Genomic DNA, 18,217 nt, shown 5'->3' on the forward strand with positions numbered 1-18,217 from the left:
CCGTCATTCCCGTGGCGCGGGAATGACGATCTGGCATCAGGCGCCGACGTTGGCCTTGTAGGCGTCGGCCGACATCAGGCCGTTCACGTCGTCGCTGTTGGCCGGCTTGAGCTTGAACAGCCAGGCGTCGAAGGCGTCGGCATTGACGCTCTCGGGCGCGGCGGCGGCGGCATCGTTGACGGCGATCACTTCGCCGGCCACCGGGGCGTAGATGTCGGACGCGGCCTTGACCGATTCCACCACGGCCAGCGCGTCGCCGGCACCGACCGACTTGCCCACTTCCGGCAGTTCCAGGAAGACGATGTCGCCCAGCGCGTCCTGCGCGTGGTCGGTGATGCCGATGGTCAGCGTGCCGTCGGCTTCGACGCGCACCCATTCATGGGACTCGGTGTATTTCAGGTCGGCGGGGAAATTCATGGGATTGCTCCAGATTCAATTTGTTATTCAGCGCCAGCCGGGCGGAGGTTCCGATACACGATGATCGATGGGTACCCGCCGGCGGGCGCGCTGTGACCGGGTGCGAGCGTTCAGCTCACGAGTGCCTTGCCATTACGCACAAACGGCAGTTTAACCACAGTCGCGGCGAGTTTGCGGTCGCGGATCTCGACCTGCACCTCGGCGCCGATGGCAACGTCGCGAGGCAGGCGGGCAAAAGCGATGGATTGGGACAGCGAGGGGCTGAAGGTGCCGCTGGTGATCTCGCCGTCGCCGGCGGGGGTGATCACCTTCTGGTGGGCGCGCAGCACGCCGCCTTTTTCGCGCAGGATCAGCCCGACGAACTGCTGGGTCTGGCCACCGGCGACCAGTGCCGCCTTGCCGGTGAAGTCGCGTTCGCTTTGCAGGTCCACGGTCCAGGCCAGGCCCGCATTGAGCGGCGAGGTGTGGATATCCATGTCCTGGCCGTACAGGTTCATGCCGGCTTCCAGGCGCAGCGTGTCGCGCGCGCCCAGGCCGGCCGGGCGCACGCCGGCGGCGATCAGCTTTTCCCACAGGCCGGCCACGTTCTCGGCCGGTACCACCAGTTCGAAACCGTCTTCGCCGGTATAGCCGGTGCGCGCCACCATGACTTCGCCGAGCGCCGGATCCTGCACCACCACGGCGTTGAACGGCTTCAGGGATTCGCTGGGTTGCGTCGAGGGAAAGGCGCTCCACACCTTGGCGCGGGCGTTCGGGCCCTGCACCGCGACGATGGCCAGCGGGTCCACGCCGCCGGGCGCGTTGTCGTGGCGGCGCGGCGTGATGCTCACGCCGCTATTGGTGGCCGCGTTGCGTGCGGCGATCCATTTGATATCTGCGTTGGCGGTGCCGGCGTTCACCACCAGGCGGAAGTGATCCTCGGCGAAGTAGTAGACGATCAGGTCGTCGATGACGCCGCCCTTTTCGTCGAGCATGCAGGAGTACAGCGCCTTGCCCGGCGTTTGCAGCTTGTCCACATTGTTGGCCAGCAGGCCGCGCAGGAAGGCACGCACATGCTCGCCATTGAGATCGACCACGCACATGTGGGAGACGTCGAACATGCCGGCGTCCGTGCGCACGGCGTGGTGTTCCTCGATCTGGGAGCCGTAGTTGACCGGCATGTCCCAGCCGCCGAAGTCGACCATGCGGGCGCCGAGGGCGCGGTGGATAGCGTTGAGGGGCGTGGCCTGGAGCGTCATGGAATCCTCGGGGGAAGGCTAATCTCGGTTCGAAAACGAAAAAAGGGCCATCCGCCGCAGGATTCGGCGCGCAATAGCGCTGCCAAATCCGCTGCGGCGGATGACCCCTCTGTCCTCGATACCTGAGAGATTACAAGGCGGCCCCGGCTAAACCAGGACCCAGGCCTTGCGCGCCCCTTCGGTGGGCACGCTCACCATTGATTCAGCAATGGCGGGTGCCGCTCTCCAGAGTACGGCGTGCATCGTGTGCATGTTGCAAGCCGATCCGACCAGTCCATGGTGCCTGAGAGTTTTCGGGTGATACCCCTTCGGCGGCGCAAGATCTGCGCGCTCTCCCGGTCGGATGGCGCGACTCTACAGCCAGCCTCGGGGGCTTGTCAACGCGGGCGATTGCCGGGCTGGCCGGGAGGACGGGGCGGCCCGCGGGCATGTTAACATCTGCGGCTCCGATGGCTTTTCCTGTGCCGCAGGCTTCACCCGTGGCCGCGCATGTGCTGCCCATGTGCCGCGCGGAGCCTCGCGCCCGCCCTTGCCGGACATCCCGCCACCCAGCCTCACCACCAGCCCTCGCATGACCCACGGACTTAATCCTGCCCAATCCGAAGCCGTTCGCTACCTCGATGGCCCCTGCCTGGTCCTGGCCGGCGCCGGTTCGGGCAAGACCCGGGTGATCACGCAGAAGATCGCCCACCTGATCGAGGACAAGGGCTTCCAGCCCAAGCACATCGCCGCGGTGACCTTTACCAACAAGGCCGCCAAGGAGATGCAGGAGCGTATCGCCAAGCTGATGGAAGGCAAGACCACGCGCGAGGGCAAGCGGATTCCGATCAAGCAGATCACCGTCAGCACCTTCCACTCGCTGGGCGTGCAGATCCTGCGCGCCGAGGCGGAGCACGTAGGCCTGAAGCCGCGGTTCTCCATCATGGATTCGGACGATTGCTTCGGCATGGTGCAGGAGCAGCTTGCCAGCACCGACAAGAAGCTGATCCGCAGCGTGCAGAGCACCATCTCGCTGTGGAAGAACGGCATGGTCGATCCCGAGACGGCCATCGCCCAGGCCGAAAACCCCGACGATCACCAGGCGGCGCTGATCTACCGCAACTATGTGGCCACGCTGCATGCCTACCAGGCAGTGGATTTCGACGACCTGATCCGCCTGCCGGCCGAGCTGTTCGCGCGCAACGAAGAGGTGCGCCTGCGCTGGCAGAACCGGCTGCGCTACTTCCTGGTGGACGAATACCAGGACACCAACGCCTGCCAGTACCAGTTGCTCAAGCAACTCGCCGGCGGCTCGCACCTGCGCGCCCCGGCCTTTACGGCGGTGGGCGACGACGACCAGGCCATCTATGGCTGGCGCGGCGCCACGCTGGACAACCTGAAGTTGCTGCAGACCGATTTTCCCGACCTCAAGGTGGTCAAGCTGGAGCAGAACTACCGCTCCACCGTGCGCATCCTGGAAGCGGCCAACGCGGTCATCTCCAACAATCCCAAGCTGTTCGACAAGAAGTTGTGGAGCGAGCACGGCATGGGCGACCCCATCGCCATCAACCCGATGAACGATGAGGAGCACGAGGCGGAATCCGTGGTGTTCCGCCTGTCGGCGCACAAGTTCGAGCGGCGCGCGCAGTTCCGCGACTACGCCATCCTGTACCGCGGCAACCACCAGGCACGCCTGTTCGAGCAGATCTTGCGCCGCGAGCGCATTCCCTATGTGCTGTCGGGCGGGCAGAGCTTCTTCGACAAGGCCGAGATCAAGGACATTTGCGCCTACCTGCGCCTGATCGCCAACCCGGACGACGATCCCGCCTTCATCCGCGCCATCACCACGCCCAAACGTGGCGTGGGCAACACCACGCTGGAAGTGCTGGGCACCTTCGCCGGGCAGGCCAAGGTCTCGCTGTTCGAGGCGGCCATGATGGGCGGCATCGAGGGCAAGCTGCAGCCGCGCCAGATGGAGCCGCTGCGCGTGTTCTGCGAGGCGATGGTGCGGCTGGCCGGGCGCGCGGCCAGCGACCCCGCCACCGAAGTGCTGGACGACCTGATGGAAGGCATCCACTACGAAGCCTACCTCTACGACATGTTCGACGAACGCCAGGCGCAGTCGCGCTGGACCAACACGCTGGAATTCCTCGACTGGCTCAAGCGCAAGGGCACCAAGCCCGAGGCCACGGGTGAAGGCGAAGCCACTGGCTTCGACACCGCCGACGGCTTTGGCGACGAAGGCAAGAACTTGCTGGAGCTGACGCAGACGGTGGCGCTGATGAGCATGCTTGAAGGCCGCGAGGAAGATCCCGACGCCGTGCGCCTGTCCACGCTGCACGCCTCCAAGGGACTGGAGTATCCGCACGTGTTCCTGGTCGGCGTGGAAGAGGGCATCCTGCCGCACTGCCGCGAAGACGAGGACATGACCGACGAGAAAATCGAGGAAGAGCGCCGCCTGATGTATGTGGGCATCACCCGCGCCCAGCGCAGCCTGCATATCAGCTGGTGCAAGAAGCGCAAGCGCGCGCGCGACACCTACTCATGCCAGCCCTCGCGGTTTATCGGCGAGATGAAGCTAGAGGAAGCGCCGGAGATCAAGGACGAGACCCCGGCCATGAGTCCGAAAGACCGCCTGGCCGGACTCAAGGCCTTGCTGGGCACGCCCGGCAAGACCGCGGCGTAGCCGACGCCGGACGTACAAAGCCCGAACCTACACTGCCGATACATTGCCCTACAAGCGGGACAAGACCCCGGCCTGATGCCTCATTACCATGGATCGTGCCTGGGCTGTCGTTCTGGTCCGGGCGCCGCACTGCTTCGTCCCTTCGGAGCGGGGTGGCCGGGCCGTGATGCCCGACTTCTTCCCTGTTACGCGCCTCCGTACTCTAGTGTCCGGGGGCGTTTTTTTGATGGGCAGGAGCGGGGGCTGCCTCAGGTTCGCGCGATACCGATCGTGAACTCGCCCTCCAGCGTGCCGGCCGCATCCTGCAAGCGGCGCACCCGCACCAGGCCGGGATGCGCGCCGGCAATCGGGTCCTGGCTGTTCCGGTACGGCGAGGCGCCGCGAGCGCGATAAGCGGGGTGGCCGAGAAGCACTTCGCGGTTCAGCGCCTCGTCAAAGAACATCTGGGAGGTCAGCACTTCCTCCTTGCCGACATGAATCTTCAGATGGATATGCACCGCGCGCGACGCGTACCAGCCGGGGTAGATCGTCAGGAACTGCGCGCTGCCATCGGCTCCGGTGGGTTGCACGCCCCGCAGGAAGCGAGCGGCACTGGTGGGCGCGGCGTGCATGCCGGCCTGGTCATAGCCGCTATAGCTGCCGCCGGCATCGCAGTGCCAGATGCTGGCCAGCGCGCCGGCCACCGGCGCGCAGCCGCGGTCGGTATCCACCACGACCAGCCGCAGTCGAAGCAACTGGCCGGGCCGGCCATCGCGGATATCGCTGCGCATCAGCGCCTGGTCAATATAGAAAGGGCCCTCGGTCAGTGTCGGCGTAAGCAGGCAGGCGGCCGGCGCGGACTGCGCGGCGGTATCGCCCGCCAGCCCGATCAGGCCCGCGCCGAGCGAGCCGCCCAGCACACCGCCGAGAAAGCGGCGGCGGCTGCCGGGGGAGTCAAGCTTACTGCGCATCGTGTGCTCCTTGTCGGTGAGGTCCCGCAGCACCGGGTACGTTGCCCGGGCCGTCCGCGCCGAAGGCGCAGGGCATGGGCGCGGGCCCATGCGGGGGCATCGCGCCGCCGGCGAAGAGGCCAGGCATCCCGCCCGGCCCCGGCCAGCGGCCCGCTTCCGGCATGGCGCGCAGGCGTTTGCGCTGGCCGGCATCCAGGCTTTCGTCAAAGGCGATCCAGCGGTCGCGCACGGCGCGGCGGTCCTTGTCGAGCGCGTCGTGCAGGTGGTCTTCGCGCGCCGCCCGGGCGCGCAGCGACGGCTCCGGCGCATTGGCCGTGCCGGTGGCATCGGACTGTCCCTCCTCGCGGATAAAGCGCGCCCGCAGTTCCAGTGCATGCGCATGCGCCTCGCGCGCGGCGGCGCGGGCGGCTTGCCAGAGGGCTGTCTGCGCCGGCGTGAGTGCCAGCGCGTCACGCAGCGAGTCGGCCGGGCCTGGCCGGCCAGGCCCGGCCGTGGCCGGCGCGCCGGTCTGCAGCGCATGGGCAGGCAAGGCCAGCGCGCACGCCGCGCACAGCGCGGCAAGCGATAGCAGGGCACGGATCGAGGGTAACAAGCGGGGTAACGAGGCTTGTGGCTGGGTCATGGGAATCTCCGTGGAAGTCTTGCGGGGAGAGGTCCGGGCTGCCGATACCATGCGGATGGCTCAAGCATAGCGGGGCGCCGGGCCGCCGGTGCGGGTCTGCCGGGTGCAAAGCGGCGGGTTGGCGACATGCCATCTTAAAAAGCCAGGCCCCCGTTTGCTTGAGCGCTTGGTCAGCGCGCCGAAGCAATGCCGTACAAAGCGGGCCGCCGGGCGGCGGGCTTTGTATCGTGCCTGATACAAAGCGGCCACAACGCGCCTATCAGGGCGCAACGCCGGGCTGGTAGAGTGAATCCCTGGCGGCGGCCGCTGCCCGGCCGAGCCCGGTTCCCCCCCGATTCGACGCAAACCTGCCGCGAACTCCGCTGCAAACCGCCGCAATAGCCTCCTGCGAAACCCGATGGATCTTTCCCCCGCTACGCCCTTGCACTTGCTGATCGTCGACGACGATCCGCAGATCCGCTCCATGCTGGCCGAGTACCTGGCCACCTTCGGCATCGAAGCCGATGGCGCGGAGGGTGGTGCCGCCATGCGCGCCGCGCTGGCCGTGCGCGACTACGACCTGGTGGTGCTCGACCTCTCCCTGCCCGGCGAAAACGGCCTGGCGCTTTGCCGCGAAATCCGCGAGCGCGGCGACTTGCCGGTAATCATGCTCACCGCGCGCACCGAACTGGCCGACCGCGTGGTCGGGCTGGAAGTGGGCGCCGACGACTACGTCACCAAGCCCTTCGAGATGCGCGAACTGGTGGCGCGCATCCACACCGTACTGCGCCGCAGCCGTGGCGGCGGCGTGAAACGCCCCCCGGCGGTGGGCGGCCATGAGCTGCGTTTCGGCCACTGGCGCCTCAATACCACGCTGCGGCAACTGGTGGACGGCGAGGACACCGTGGTGCCCTTGTCCAATGCCGAGTTCCGCCTGCTGCTGGCCTTTATCGAACACCCGAACCGCGTGCTCGACCGCGAACTGCTGATCAACCAGGCGCGTGGCCGCGATCTTGATGTCTTCGACCGCAGCATCGACCTGCTGGTCTCGCGCCTGCGCCAGAAGCTGCGCGACGACCCGCGCGACCCGGCGCTGATCCGTACCGTCCGAGGCGAAGGCTATGTCTTTACCGGCACCGCCGAAGGCTGAGCGCCCGGCCTGGGTGGCCCGCCATGACTCCATGTTCATCCGCCTGTTCCTGGTGATGGCGGCGATCATGCTGGCCGTGCACCTGCTCGGCGTCACGGTCATCGAGAGCATCTTTCCTCACCCCGGGCACAGCGGATTCACTTTCGTCCCCGGCGACGAGCCTCCGCCCCCACCGCCGGGCGAACCGGGCCGCGGGGGAGTCCCCCCGTCCGGCGCCGAAGCGGGCACGGGCAGCAGCGAAGGCGGTCCGCCGCCGCCACGCCGGCCGCGCGGCAGCCGTGGCTTTGGCCCGCCCCGGCTGGGGCTGCTGTTCCAGCTTGCGGCCATCGTGGCTGCGTCGTGGGTGGGAGCGCGCCTGCTGGCCAGGCCCGTCCAGCGCCTTGCCAGCAGCGCCGGCCGGCTGGCCCAGGACGTGCACGCGCCGCCGCTGGATGAGGACAGCGGCCCGGCCGAGGCCCGCGACGCCGCCAAGGCCTTCAACCATATGCAGCAGCGCATCCGCACCCAGCTGGCGCAGCAATCGCGTTTCCTGGCCGCGGTGTCCCACGACCTGCGCACGCCGCTGACACGCATGAGCCTGCGTATCGAAGGGGTCGACGACAATCAGGTGCGCTATCGCCTGCGCCAGGACCTCGCCGAGATGAACGGGCTGATCGATGCCACGCTGTATTACCTGCGCGAGCGCGACGGCGCCGCCGCGCCGCGCCAGCGGGTGGATGTGCATGCCCTGTTGCAGGCGGTGGTGGACGACGCCACGGAGATTGGACAGGACGTCAGCCTGTCCGGCGGCGCCGAGCCTTTGCTGGCCTATCCCGCCGAATTGCGCCGGGCCGTGGTCAACCTGGTGGAAAACGCGCACCGCTACGGCGGCAGCGCGCGCATCGCGCTGGCCGACAGCGCCGAGCGCGTGGTCATCGACGTCTGCGACGACGGCCCCGGCATTCCGCCGGAAGAAATGGCGCGCGTGCTGGAGCCGTTCTACCGGCTCGAATCCTCGCGCAACCGCGCCACCGGCGGGGTCGGCATGGGCCTGTCGATCGCCGCGGATATCGTCTCGCGCCACGGTGGCGAACTGAGCCTGGCCAACCGGCCGGAGGGCGGGCTGCGCGTGCGGATCGTGCTGCCGCGAGCCTGAGCGGCAGCTAGTGCGCGGCCGCTACCATTCAGCGGGCCGTTCCGCTGCCCATCGCCGCGAGCTGCACGTATTGAGAGCCGCGCGATCCGTGCGTGAAATCCAGCACGAAATCGCCCACATCGACGCGGGCCTGCAGGGCACGCCGCAGGTCGGCCGGCGTGGCGGCGCGCGGCGCGGACAACGCAGCCCGCACCAGCCAGGCCGCGCCGATGTAGCCAGCCAGCGTGGCGGGTGAAGCGGGCTCGTCCAGGAACTGCTTCATCCGGCCCACGTGCTCCTTGACCACGCGCAGGGTCAGGTCCTGCGGACCCGGCGCAATCTGCGTCAGCACGATGCCGCCGTTATAGCCGGCGCCGAGGATCTCGCGCGCCGCCAGCGGGTTGACCGCGGACAAGCCCACTAGGAAGCCGTACCACCCCCGCGCGGCCAGCGCACGGCCGAGATTGCCGTAGGCCAGCGTGTCGCCGGCCATGATCACCGCCGCCGGGCGCGCCGCGGCGATGCGCGACGCCGCCGCGCCGCTGTCGCTGCCCTTGCCGGCTTCCAGCGTCAGCGCTTGCAGGCCCGGCTCCTGCTCCAGCCGGCGCCGCCACGGCGTGCCTGCGGCCAGGCTTCCTGCAGCGAAATCCGGCGCCACGGCCAACACCAGCTGCTTGAGCCCGTAGCTGCGCAACTGGTGAATCGCCGCATCCAGTTCGGCGCGGTAGTCGGCCCGCGTGTACCAGACATGATCGGCCGCGAGCGACAGCCCCGATAAGGGCGCGACGATCTGCACGCCGCGCCGGGCCAGCTCGGGAGAGGCGGCCAGCACCGGCAACAAGGCGTCGCTGGGACCGAACAGGAGTTCGGCGCGCTCGCCGTCGACCAGCGACAGCGCCTGCGCGGTGGCCGCACGCGGATCGGTTTCGACTTCCCGCACCACGTGCACCACGCGCGGCTCGCGCGCGCCGGCGTTGGCCGCGTCGAACATGACCTTGGCGCCGGCCAGGTAGTCGCGCGCGAGATCGGCCTGCGCGCCGCCGCGATCCACCAGGTGGCCAATCACCAGCGGGCGTCGCGGGGGTGACTGCGCCAGTAACGTGGCGGGCGCCAGCAGAGCGCTGCCGAGGGCGGCCAGCAGGCGGCGGCGCGGCATTTGTGGCGCGCAATGCGCCTGCGCAATCAGGGGAGAAGCGTGCATGGGGGCCGAAGGGACGGATTGAGCTGGTGGATGGAAAGCCGGCAAGCGCGGGGCAGCCTATCCGGTCCAGGTGACGCTAGCATGACGCGGCGCACGCTGGTGACGGCCTGGCCGCTGGTGGCCGGCCAAGGGCCCTGGTGCCATGGGCCACGACTTGACGCCGGTCAACGCGCGCAGGAGCGGCCCCCACTACGATGAGCCATCCAATCCACCACGAAGGCCGCCCCATGGCTGATCTCGCCCGCGCCACCGCATCCGTCCCCGTTTCCATTGCCAGTCCGCCGAACACCTGCTCCGGCAATTGCGGCGCCGCCTGCAAGAGCAAGCAACTGGGCCGGGCCGCCTCGGCCCCGGACCGGCATGCCTTGTCGGACTTCCGCGAGCTGGCCGGCCGCATGGACATCAACGGCCCGCGCTACACCTCCTACCCCACGGCGGACCGCTTCCATGGCGGTTTTGGCGAGCAGGACTACCGGCAAGCACTGGCCGATTGCGCGGCCAGCGCTGGCGTGGATGCCGGCCGGCAGCCGCCCTTGTCGCTCTATGTGCATGTGCCGTTTTGCGAGAACATCTGCTACTACTGCGGCTGCAACAAGATCATTACCAAAGACCATCGCCGCAGCGCCCGCTATGTGGATTACCTGGCGCGCGAGATGGCGCTGGTAGCGCAACAACTCGGCGCGCGGCGCGAGGTGGTGCAATCGCACTGGGGCGGCGGTACGCCGACCTTCCTCGACCCGGCGGAGATGCGCCGCGTGATGGATGCCTTGCACCAGCATTTCAACCTGCTGCCCGAGGGCGAACACTCCATTGAGATCGACCCGCGCCGGATCGGCGACGCGCAGATGGCGCTGCTGGCCGAACTCGGCTTCAACCGCATCAGCCTGGGCGTGCAGGATTTCGACGCCGAGGTGCAGCAAGCGATCCACCGCGTGCAATCGCAGGCCGAAACCCGGGCAGTGGTCGACGCCGCGCGCCGGCTCGGCTTCCGCTCGGTCAGCATGGACCTGATCTACGGCCTGCCGCACCAGACCACGGCGCGCTTCGCCGCCACCGTGGAGCAAGTGCTGGCGATGCGCCCGGACCGGCTCTCCGTGTACAGCTATGCGCACCTGCCGCACGTGTTCAAGCCCCAGCGGCGCATCGACGAGCGCGCGCTGCCGGCGCCCGCTGAAAAACTCGACATCCTGGTCGGCACCATCGAACAGCTCACCGCCGCGGGCTATGTCTATATCGGCATGGATCATTTCGCGCTGCCGGACGACGCGCTGGCCGTGGCCCAGCGCGAGGGCCGGCTGCAGCGCAACTTTCAGGGCTATTCCACCCACGCCGGCCATGACCAGCTTGGATTTGGCGTCTCGTCGATCGGTGCGGTGGCGGGCCGCTATGTACAGAACGCGCGCACGCTGGACGATTATTACCGCGTGCTCGACGGCGGCGTGCTGCCGGTGATGCGCGGCTTCGCCATGCGCGATGAGGATCACTTGCGGCGTGAAGTCATCGGTGCGTTGATGTGCAACGGCGTGCTCGATATTGCAGCGGTGGAAGCCCGGCATCGCATCGACTTTGCCGCGCACTTCGCTGGCGAGATGGCGGACCTGGGGCGGCTCGCCGGGGAAGGCCTTGTGCGATGCGAGCCCGGCCGCATCGAAGTGACCCCGCTGGGCCGCTTGCTGGTGCGCCGGCTGGCGATGGTCTTCGACGGCTTCCTGCGTGAAGACGCGCGGCGGGCTGCGGACGCGGTGCCGGCAGTGGCACCAGCGGGAACCCCGGGCGCCGATGCAGGTACGCCGCTGCCGGCGCCACTGCGCTACTCGCGCGTGGTCTGAGCCACTGACGCCCGGCAGCAGGCAAACAAAAAGCCCGCGGCGAGCCGCGGGCTTTTTGTTCTCCGGGTCCGTTCCACCGCTTGCGCCGTGGTGGCCCCGGGATGATTTCCGGCCGGTTACTTCGACGCGTTGGCCATGTAGTCGACCGCTGCGATCACGTCGGCGTCCGGGCCGGCGTAGCCGCCCTTCGGCGGCATCACGCCCTTGCCCTTCAGGGCGAAGGCGTGAACGGCGTCCATGCCTTCCTTCAGGCGCGGCGCCCAGGCAGCCTTGTCGCCCAGCTTCGGCGCGCCGGCAACACCGGCGGCGTGGCAGGCGGCGCAGACCTGGTCGTAGACCTTCTTGCCCACTTCGGCGGAAGCCGGCGCTGCAGCAGCAGCCGGTGCGGCAGCAGCAGCGGGAGCTGCCGGGGCTGCTGCTGCGGCAGGCGCGGCAGCGGCATCCGAGGCAGCGGCGGTAGCCGGAGCGGCAGCAGCGGGCGCTGCGGGCTCCGGGAACTTGGCACCGCCGGCGTCGGCCATGTAGACCACGGCACGGCCCAGTTCGTAGTCGCTGTAATCGTCGGCGGTGGTGCCGGCGCGGGCTTGCATGGCGCCCTTGCCGTGCAGCACGGAGTTCAGCAGGCCGGTGAAGCCCTGGCCGATACGCGGAGCCCAGTCGCCGGCGGTGCCGTACTTGGGCGCACCGGCAGCACCGGTGGCGTGGCAGGCGGCGCAGACTTCCTTGTAGACCTGTTCGCCCGTCTTATAGACGCGCGCTGCATTCGGATCCTTCAGTTCGAGCGAGGCGACCGGCTTGATGCGGTCATTGACGGCTTCCACGGTAGCGGTGGAGCCCGCGCCTTCCTTGGCGCCGTGTCCGACAAAATTGACCAGCAGGATGATCACGATGATTGGCACCAGGAAGGCGGCAATCACCACAGCGATCAGCTGCTTGGGGGTCTTGATGGGAGACTCGTGTTCGTCGTGTGCGTTGTGGACGTCGCTCATACTCAACTCTCAATTTGCAGGAAACCTGTGGCCGCTCGCGATCGGCTGCTTATGTGGCCGCTTGCTCGGTGGCCAATTCCCCCTGGCCAATTGCGTGCATCGGACTGTTATCCGGCGTCAACTGTCCCCAAAGGGGCCAGCCAGCGGGGTATGCCACCGCCATCCACCGACCTGATGTGGACGTTGCGCAGCCCCGTTTTTACACAAATAACTCGCGATTATAGCCTCAAAGGCCTATGGCATGAGGCAAAAGCGGCTTGGAAGAGACGTCACCACGCCACCCTGATTGAGCCGGACATGGACGTCCGCGGACAAACACGGTATCCTATGCGACTTTCCGGCAGCGGCACTCGCGCGCTGCCTGCGAAGTACCCCGTCATACCCTGTGCGCCCGTAGCTCAATGGATAGAGTACTGCCCTCCGAAGGCAGGGGTTGCTGGTTCGATCCCAGCCGGGCGCACCAAGATTCCACCTTGCAGTTGCTGCCACGGCAGACGATTTTCTCGCTGAGCCTGAGCATGCGATCCGGTACCGGATAGTTGCAAGCCAGGATGCCCTCGCACATTTCATAGAGGAAATCTCCGCCATCCAGCCCAAGCTGGTCGCGCACGAAGGAGATGGCGCCGGTCAGGAACTTGACTCCTGGGGCGTCGCGGTAATAGCGCGCGAAGAGATCGAAGCGCTCCGCAATGCCAGCGCGCCGGGGAAAGCCGCCGACGCCTTCCGCGAGATACGAAAATGACCGTTCCGATTCAATCATGGCAAACAGCCCAAGCTGCCAAAAGCCGTGGCGTGGAACCGTTGCAAGGAAGTTCGGATTGCCACGCCCGGCGTTGAGCATCAGCCGGTTCGAAACGCTGCCCGCCAGCTTGATCAGCTCGTCCTTGAGTTCAAAGGGCGAGAGGTTTGCGAACTTCGACATATCCGGTCGACTCATGGCATATCGCCCAGAATATTGCACCGCGCAACGCAAGAGTTCTGGCATGCGATGGTGTTATCCACCGGCCTGAAGCCGCGTCTGGGGATACGGGCGGGATCCAACGGGGACCACCCACCAGTAATCGGCCGGAGCCTCCGGCCTACTCTATGAGACGGGGCGATACCCGGGCATGCCAAATCAAATACGCTTGCCCGGACATTGCGCTGACAACTAGCATTTGACCTGAGTGGTCTTCTCTTTCGCATGGAGTTCGGGAGGAGTCGCGTTACCACCGTGCGTCTCAAGGTATTGACAGGCTTTGACAATATCGTTTGCCAGCAACATCGCCACCGTCTGATTGATATGTGGCCGGATGACAACCCGAAGACTGGTCACGGTCTCGGCATTCGGTGGCATGGAATACGCGGAGAGAACCCAGCCATGCTCGCGGACCTTGTTTGAGACATCGAATTCGTTGAAATTCTTGATCTTCTTGTTCAGCGTCACTGCGACCACGGGGATACGTTGCGTCTCGTTCATGATGTCGAAGTACCCACTATCGACCAGCACCTTCCGCAGCGCGATCGCATTGTCCAGCGTGTGCGTCATGATTCTCTTGTAGCCGTCGAAGCCAAGATGCAGGAACAGGTAGTACTGCACCGCAACCTGAAAGGCGTTGCGGCTGAAATTGAGCGTGGCTGTTGGCATTTCGCCGCCAAGGTAATTCACGTAGAACACCAGATCCTCGTTGAAAATCTTGCGCTCCCGGAAAATCACCCAACCCAGACCGGGAGGCGTCAGGCCGTATTTATGTCCGGACGCATTGATGGATAACACGCGTGGCAGGCTGAAGTCCCACTTGTAGTCGGGATAAAGGAAGGGGTTCACAAAGCCGCCGGAAGCGCCGTCAATATGCATCGGGACGGAAGTTCCGGTGCGCTTCTCATAGTCATCCAGCCAGTCGTGAATCGCCTGGATGTCGTCATCTTCCCCGGTAAAGGTTTGTCCGGCGATGGCGACGACGGCAATGGTGTTCTCGTCTACATAGCTGTCGAGATCCTCGGCGGTCAGCCGATAGTTTCCCGGCTTGAGCGGCACGATACGCGGTTCCACATCGAAGTAGCGCAGGAATTTCTTCCAGACGATCTGAACGTTGCCACCCGTCACCATATTAGGGCGCGAAACATCTTTGCCCTCCGCCTGACGCCTTTGCCGCCAGTTCCACTTGTGTGCCAGGCCAGCCAGCATGCAGGCTTCCGATGAGCCCACTGTTGCAGTGCCATATGGCTCCACGCCCTTGGGCCCGTTCCAGAGTTGGTGCAGCCAGCGCACCATCCGCTGCTCCATCTCGAAGACCTGCGGATACATATCGTGATCGATATAGTTCTTGAAGATGTTTCGAGCGGCAACCTCCCTGGCTTCTGGCTCGGCCCAGGTCGTCACGAAGGACGACATGTTCAGCATCGGGTTCGCATCGGTCCATTCCTCGCTGACCACGAGCGCCGCAGCGGCGCGTGCGGAAATTCCCAACTTAGGAAAGTGATCCTCCGGGATCTTGATATTGAACTCGTCGTAAGCAGTAACCTTATCCGGATTGGCGGCCATTATTCACCTCTCGCAGTGATTAACCCATCGGCCGATTTGTCCGGTGGGAGATTGTTTTCGCCCGAGAACACGCATGTATGACTGTCTCTCACGCGCACAGGCGACGGATCAACTCCACAATAGATGAGGTCGCGCTCCGCTCCTTGTCATGGATCAATGTTCAAGTGCCGGTATGGGCTAGCTTAACCAAGACGAGCGCGATGCCTGAAAACGCGTGTTTGGCAGCAAACGGGAGCCGTAGCCATGTCCTGGTTCGTGTCAACGCTAAAAGCCTATCCTGAGATCGCCATTTTCCTTGCGTTGGGGGTCGGTTACTGGGTGGGCGGGAAGAGCTTCAGGGGCTTCAGCCTGGGAGCGGTAACCTCAACGTTGCTCGTAGCCATTGTCATCGGGACCCTGGGCGTCAAGATCTCGGTCAATGTGAAAGCTGTGTTCTTCCTGATGTTCCTGTTCGCCGTGGGCTATAGCGTCGGACCGCAGTTCGTGCGAGGCATCGCCAAGGACGGGATACCGCAGGTTATCTTCGCAGTGATCTCTTGCGTGCTGTCACTGACGGCGGTGGTCGGAGCGGCAATCCTGGCGGGATACGACCTGGGTTCGGCGGCGGGGCTTTTCGCCGGGTCGCAAACGATTTCCGCATCGATGGGGCTTGCCACTGACGCGATCAACCGGCTCGGGCTGCCGCCGGATGAGGCCAGGAAACTGCTGGAAGGCATGCCGATTGCCTACGCTGTGACTTACATCTTCGGCACCGTGGGTTCGGCGATCATCCTGGCCCAGATCGGCCCGAAGCTGCTGGGCATTGATCTGGTAGCCGCTTGCAGGGATTACGAGCGACAACTTGGTGCGGGAGAGTCGGGAGAAGTTGGCACGGAATGGCATGAGTTCGAATTGCGTGCCTATTCATTGGCGCCGGACAGTCCTTTTATCGGCAGGGCGGTCGGGGACATCGAGGCCAGCACCCCGGAAGGACATCGCGCCTTTATCGAACGCATTCGCAGGGATGGCAAGATCATCGAGGCGCACCTGAACACGAGCCTCGCGCCCGGCGATATTGTCGCCATCGGCGGTAAGCGCAATCAGTTGATCGAACGCTTGGGTCCTAGCAGCAGGGAAGTCGACGATGCGGAACTGCTCAATGTGCAGACAGAGGGCGTCGACATCTACATCACGAACAAGGAGGTCGATGACCATTCACTGAAGGAGTTGGCAACTTGGCCGTGGGCACGTGGCGTGTTTCTCAAGAATATCAAGCGGGGTCCGACTGAAACCGTGATACCGGTGCTGCCGAAAACGAAACTCTATCGCGGCGACGTGATCACGCTGGTGGGCCGTATCCAGGATATCAACGCCACCGCAACGCATCTGGGCTACGTCGACCGGCCAACCAACGTGACGGATGTGGCTTTGATGTCACTGGCGATCATGGCCGGTGCGCTGATCGGTGCAAGCGTGTTGAAGGTCGGCGGTATTCCGCTAACCATCTCCACCGCAGGCGGTACGCTGATTGCGGGCATCATTTTCGGATGGTTCCGGGCGATACACCCGACGTTCGGCCGCATCCCCGAGCCGACGATCTGGTTCATGAGTTCGGTCGGCCTCAACGTCTTCATCGCTGTGGTGGGCATCTCCGCGGGCCCGGGTTTCATCGCCGGCTTGCAGAAGCTTGGCATCAGCCTTCTCCTGTGGGGCATCCTTGCGACCTCGATCCCGCTGGCCGTTAGCATGCTCCTCGCCAAGTTCGTGTTCCGCTTCCACCCGGCGATCCTGCTCGGCGCCTGCGCAGGCGCGCGTGCCACCACGGCAGCGCTGGGCATGATCTGCGATGGCGCCAAGAGCCAGGTCCCTGGGTTGGGGTACACGGTGCCCTATGCCGTCGGCAATACACTGCTGACGATCTCGGGCATGGTGGTCATCATGATCCTGTCGTGAGGCAGATGGCACTGATGCCGTTGAAAGCTAATCATGCCTCAGTCAAACGGAGTTGCACTGGGATATCCGCCAACAGGCGTCCTTGGTCCTGGAGACGGTTGCCTCGCGCGCCCTTCGTCCGTGGCCGAGGCAATTGAACGAATCGCCAAGGGCCACAATATGCCGAAGGAAGTTATTCAACGGGAATTCCGGGATTGCCTGGGGCGCACTTTTGATCGATGCAAAAGTTCCGAACTATATTCTGCTGCTGGCGGAGAAGAGAGTCACAGAAGCACTTCGACAAAGACGGGGCCATGCGTCACGACCCGTCCATTTCATAGCATCATCGGGCTGTTCCGGGTCCGCACGTCATATTGGCACGGGGGGCGCTGCCCATCGTCTCACGGTCCGTAGTTCTACGTGGTGATGAAGTTGCTGGCAGGGGTCAGATTGCGGTCCGGCAACCGGCGAATATGGACAGCTACGCACCGTTAACCCCGCGCAGCGGGCCTACGTTGTCGGTTCAGCATGCATAGGAATGATTGTGGTAGTCGCACGCTGAACCTCATCGATCATCGTCTCCAGTTCTGTGCTAGCGCGCCAAACGAACCGCCAAGGCCCTGTGCGATCGGCTGTTTCCGCGCGCCTCGCTTGGGCACGAGTGCAATCGATCGATCCGGCCGGGAATCCTGGCCCTCACCGCATTGCTATTCCGTCGGCTCTGGCGCCGCCTTGATGATCTCCTCCAGTTGTTCGCTCATTGGAATGCCCAGCCGCTCACCGGTCGGCAACCGGTTCAGGAACCACTGCTTGTACAGGCGGTCGAGTTCGCCAGACGTGCTCAGCTTGCGCACGGCCTTGTCGACGACGGCGGCGAATTCCGGGTCGCCCTTGCGCAGCATGATGCCGTAGGGGTCGTAGGAGAGAAACTCGCGGGTAACGTCGTACTGGCTGCGCGTGCCGTACTTGGCCAGGAAGCCATACAGCAGAATATCGTCGCCCGCATAGGCGTCGGCGCCGCGATGCCGCAGGACCTCGAAAGCGTCGGCATGGTCGCGAGCGCGGATGATCTTCAGGCCGAGATTGAAGCGCGTGGACAATTGCTCGATGGCGTCCACGTTGGTCGTGCCAGCCGTAGCAACCACCGTCTTGCCCTTCAGGTCGCGGAACGACTTGATCGGCGAACCGTGCGGCACCATCAGTTTGGTCCCCGCCAGGAAGATCACGGGCGAGAACGCGACGCGCTGCTGCCGCTCGGCGTTGCGTGTCGTGGAGCCGCACTCGAGATCGATCTTGCCGGAAACAATCGCATCGAAGCGGCTCTCGGACGTCACCGGCACCCACTTGATCGTCAGGTCGCGGCCGACCTCTTCCCCCGCGGCCTCGACGATCGACGCGCAGATGTCGATTGAATACCCGATCGGCCTGCCGATCTGGTTCAGGTAGGAAAACGGCAATGAGGATTCCCGGTAGCCGATGATGAGAGCACCCGTTTCCCTTGCCTTCTTCAAAGTTCCGGACAGCGCGAAAGGCTCCTGCGCCCCGATGGAGGCGGCGGCTGCCGCCAGGCACATGGCCATCGAGATCCGCAGCACCATATGGACGGGCCGGGCTCGCCGGCGTGCTTG

The 18,217-nt window shown here is 65.3% G+C and carries 13 protein-coding genes, 1 tRNA gene, 1 pseudogene and 2 riboswitches; of the genes and pseudogenes, 6 read left to right on the forward strand and 9 right to left on the reverse strand.

Annotated elements, in window-relative coordinates:
- Nucleotides 1-36: 36 nt before the first annotated feature.
- The gene (gene gcvH, locus AC1DS6_RS09205) at nucleotides 37-417 is read right to left on the reverse strand and encodes a glycine cleavage system protein GcvH (protein ID WP_035873078.1); all 381 of its coding nucleotides are present in this window, start codon (nucleotides 415-417) and stop codon (nucleotides 37-39) included.
- A gap of 110 nt (nucleotides 418-527) precedes the next feature.
- Nucleotides 528-1,655 (reverse strand): glycine cleavage system aminomethyltransferase GcvT, encoded by a 1,128-nt coding sequence (gcvT, locus tag AC1DS6_RS09210; protein ID WP_441632267.1) that lies wholly within the window; start codon nucleotides 1,653-1,655, stop codon nucleotides 528-530.
- A 99-nt stretch (nucleotides 1,656-1,754) separates the two neighbouring features.
- Nucleotides 1,755-1,894: riboswitch (glycine riboswitch) on the reverse strand.
- Nucleotides 1,895-1,915: 21 nt separating this feature from the next.
- Nucleotides 1,916-2,003: riboswitch (glycine riboswitch) on the reverse strand.
- Nucleotides 2,004-2,226: 223 nt separating this feature from the next.
- On the opposite strand from gcvT, the gene AC1DS6_RS09215 reads away from it, so the two are divergent.
- A complete protein-coding gene (locus AC1DS6_RS09215) occupies nucleotides 2,227-4,320 on the forward strand; it encodes a UvrD-helicase domain-containing protein (RefSeq protein ID WP_441632269.1) in 2,094 nt (697 codons plus the stop codon).
- Between the two features lie 248 nt (nucleotides 4,321-4,568).
- On the opposite strand, the gene AC1DS6_RS09220 is transcribed toward AC1DS6_RS09215, so the two are convergent.
- Both AC1DS6_RS09220 and AC1DS6_RS09225 read right to left on the reverse strand, forming a co-directional pair.
- Complete coding sequence (locus AC1DS6_RS09220) at nucleotides 4,569-5,270, reverse strand: intradiol ring-cleavage dioxygenase (protein WP_441632271.1); 702 nt, start codon at nucleotides 5,268-5,270, stop codon at nucleotides 4,569-4,571.
- The gene (locus AC1DS6_RS09225; protein WP_477102463.1) at nucleotides 5,260-5,892 is read right to left on the reverse strand and encodes a hypothetical protein; all 633 of its coding nucleotides are present in this window, start codon (nucleotides 5,890-5,892) and stop codon (nucleotides 5,260-5,262) included. Before AC1DS6_RS09225 ends, AC1DS6_RS09220 begins: the two co-directional genes overlap by 11 nt.
- A 397-nt stretch (nucleotides 5,893-6,289) precedes the next feature.
- On the opposite strand from AC1DS6_RS09225, the gene AC1DS6_RS09230 reads away from it, so the two are divergent.
- A complete protein-coding gene (locus AC1DS6_RS09230) occupies nucleotides 6,290-7,021 on the forward strand; it encodes a response regulator (RefSeq protein ID WP_441634524.1) in 732 nt (243 codons plus the stop codon).
- Nucleotides 6,993-8,156: an ATP-binding protein gene (locus AC1DS6_RS09235; RefSeq protein WP_477102464.1), complete on the forward strand. Its 1,164-nt coding sequence runs from the start codon at nucleotides 6,993-6,995 to the stop codon at nucleotides 8,154-8,156. Before AC1DS6_RS09230 ends, AC1DS6_RS09235 begins: the two co-directional genes overlap by 29 nt.
- Nucleotides 8,157-8,184: 28 nt before the next feature.
- Here AC1DS6_RS09235 and AC1DS6_RS09240 read toward each other — a convergent pair whose 3' ends face one another.
- Nucleotides 8,185-9,336, reverse strand: coding sequence for an ABC transporter substrate-binding protein (locus AC1DS6_RS09240; RefSeq protein WP_441634520.1), 1,152 nt, complete (start codon nucleotides 9,334-9,336; stop codon nucleotides 8,185-8,187).
- A gap of 395 nt (nucleotides 9,337-9,731) precedes the next feature.
- On the opposite strand from AC1DS6_RS09240, the gene hemN reads away from it, so the two are divergent.
- The gene (gene hemN, locus AC1DS6_RS09245) at nucleotides 9,732-11,165 is read left to right on the forward strand and encodes an oxygen-independent coproporphyrinogen III oxidase (protein ID WP_441634528.1); all 1,434 of its coding nucleotides are present in this window, start codon (nucleotides 9,732-9,734) and stop codon (nucleotides 11,163-11,165) included.
- 116 nt (nucleotides 11,166-11,281) lie between these two features.
- Here hemN and AC1DS6_RS09250 read toward each other — a convergent pair whose 3' ends face one another.
- Nucleotides 11,282-12,154: a c-type cytochrome gene (locus tag AC1DS6_RS09250; RefSeq protein ID WP_441634518.1), complete on the reverse strand. Its 873-nt coding sequence runs from the start codon at nucleotides 12,152-12,154 to the stop codon at nucleotides 11,282-11,284.
- A 387-nt stretch (nucleotides 12,155-12,541) separates the two neighbouring features.
- Here AC1DS6_RS09250 and AC1DS6_RS09255 point away from each other — a divergent pair.
- Nucleotides 12,542-12,617 (forward strand) — tRNA-Arg (locus AC1DS6_RS09255).
- A gap of 30 nt (nucleotides 12,618-12,647) precedes the next feature.
- On the opposite strand, the pseudogene AC1DS6_RS09260 reads toward AC1DS6_RS09255, so the two are convergent.
- Both AC1DS6_RS09260 and gad read right to left on the reverse strand, forming a co-directional pair.
- Nucleotides 12,648-13,091 (reverse strand): annotated as a pseudogene (locus AC1DS6_RS09260) (bifunctional aspartate transaminase/aspartate 4-decarboxylase); the annotation flags it as partial.
- 213 nt (nucleotides 13,092-13,304) lie between these two features.
- On the reverse strand, nucleotides 13,305-14,678 hold the full coding sequence (gad, locus tag AC1DS6_RS09265) for a glutamate decarboxylase (protein ID WP_441634516.1): 1,374 nt from the start codon (nucleotides 14,676-14,678) through the stop codon (nucleotides 13,305-13,307).
- 243 nt (nucleotides 14,679-14,921) lie between these two features.
- Between gad and aspT the strand changes: the two genes are divergently transcribed.
- Nucleotides 14,922-16,610 carry an aspartate-alanine antiporter gene (gene aspT / locus AC1DS6_RS09270; RefSeq protein WP_441634514.1) on the forward strand — a complete coding sequence of 563 codons (1,689 nt, stop codon included), beginning with the start codon at nucleotides 14,922-14,924 and terminating at the stop codon, nucleotides 16,608-16,610.
- A 686-nt stretch (nucleotides 16,611-17,296) separates the two neighbouring features.
- Here the strand turns inward: aspT and AC1DS6_RS09275 are convergent.
- Nucleotides 17,297-18,169, reverse strand: coding sequence for an amino acid ABC transporter substrate-binding protein (locus tag AC1DS6_RS09275; protein ID WP_441634526.1), 873 nt, complete (start codon nucleotides 18,167-18,169; stop codon nucleotides 17,297-17,299).
- Between the last annotated feature and the right edge of the window lie 48 nt (nucleotides 18,170-18,217).

It is taken from the genome of Cupriavidus sp. 05L310 (assembly GCF_056398185.1).

Bases quoted from the DNA above. Each gene is read 5' to 3' on its own strand.
- gcvH (WP_035873078.1), bottom strand. From the start codon at position 417: ATGAATTTCCCCGCCGACCTGAAATACACCGAGTCCCATGAATGGGTG.
- gcvT (WP_441632267.1), bottom strand. From the start codon at position 1,655: ATGACGCTCCAGGCCACGCCCCTCAACGCTATCCACCGCGCCCTCGGC.
- AC1DS6_RS09215 (WP_441632269.1), top strand. From the start codon at position 2,227: ATGACCCACGGACTTAATCCTGCCCAATCCGAAGCCGTTCGCTACCTC.
- AC1DS6_RS09220 (WP_441632271.1), bottom strand. From the start codon at position 5,270: ATGCGCAGTAAGCTTGACTCCCCCGGCAGCCGCCGCCGCTTTCTCGGC.
- AC1DS6_RS09225 (WP_477102463.1), bottom strand. From the start codon at position 5,892: ATGACCCAGCCACAAGCCTCGTTACCCCGCTTGTTACCCTCGATCCGT.
- AC1DS6_RS09230 (WP_441634524.1), top strand. From the start codon at position 6,290: ATGGATCTTTCCCCCGCTACGCCCTTGCACTTGCTGATCGTCGACGAC.
- AC1DS6_RS09235 (WP_477102464.1), top strand. From the start codon at position 6,993: ATGTCTTTACCGGCACCGCCGAAGGCTGAGCGCCCGGCCTGGGTGGCC.
- AC1DS6_RS09240 (WP_441634520.1), bottom strand. From the start codon at position 9,336: ATGCACGCTTCTCCCCTGATTGCGCAGGCGCATTGCGCGCCACAAATG.
- hemN (WP_441634528.1), top strand. From the start codon at position 9,732: ATGGACATCAACGGCCCGCGCTACACCTCCTACCCCACGGCGGACCGC.
- AC1DS6_RS09250 (WP_441634518.1), bottom strand. From the start codon at position 12,154: ATGAGCGACGTCCACAACGCACACGACGAACACGAGTCTCCCATCAAG.
- gad (WP_441634516.1), bottom strand. From the start codon at position 14,678: ATGGCCGCCAATCCGGATAAGGTTACTGCTTACGACGAGTTCAATATC.
- aspT (WP_441634514.1), top strand. From the start codon at position 14,922: ATGTCCTGGTTCGTGTCAACGCTAAAAGCCTATCCTGAGATCGCCATT.
- AC1DS6_RS09275 (WP_441634526.1), bottom strand. From the start codon at position 18,169: ATGGCCATGTGCCTGGCGGCAGCCGCCGCCTCCATCGGGGCGCAGGAG.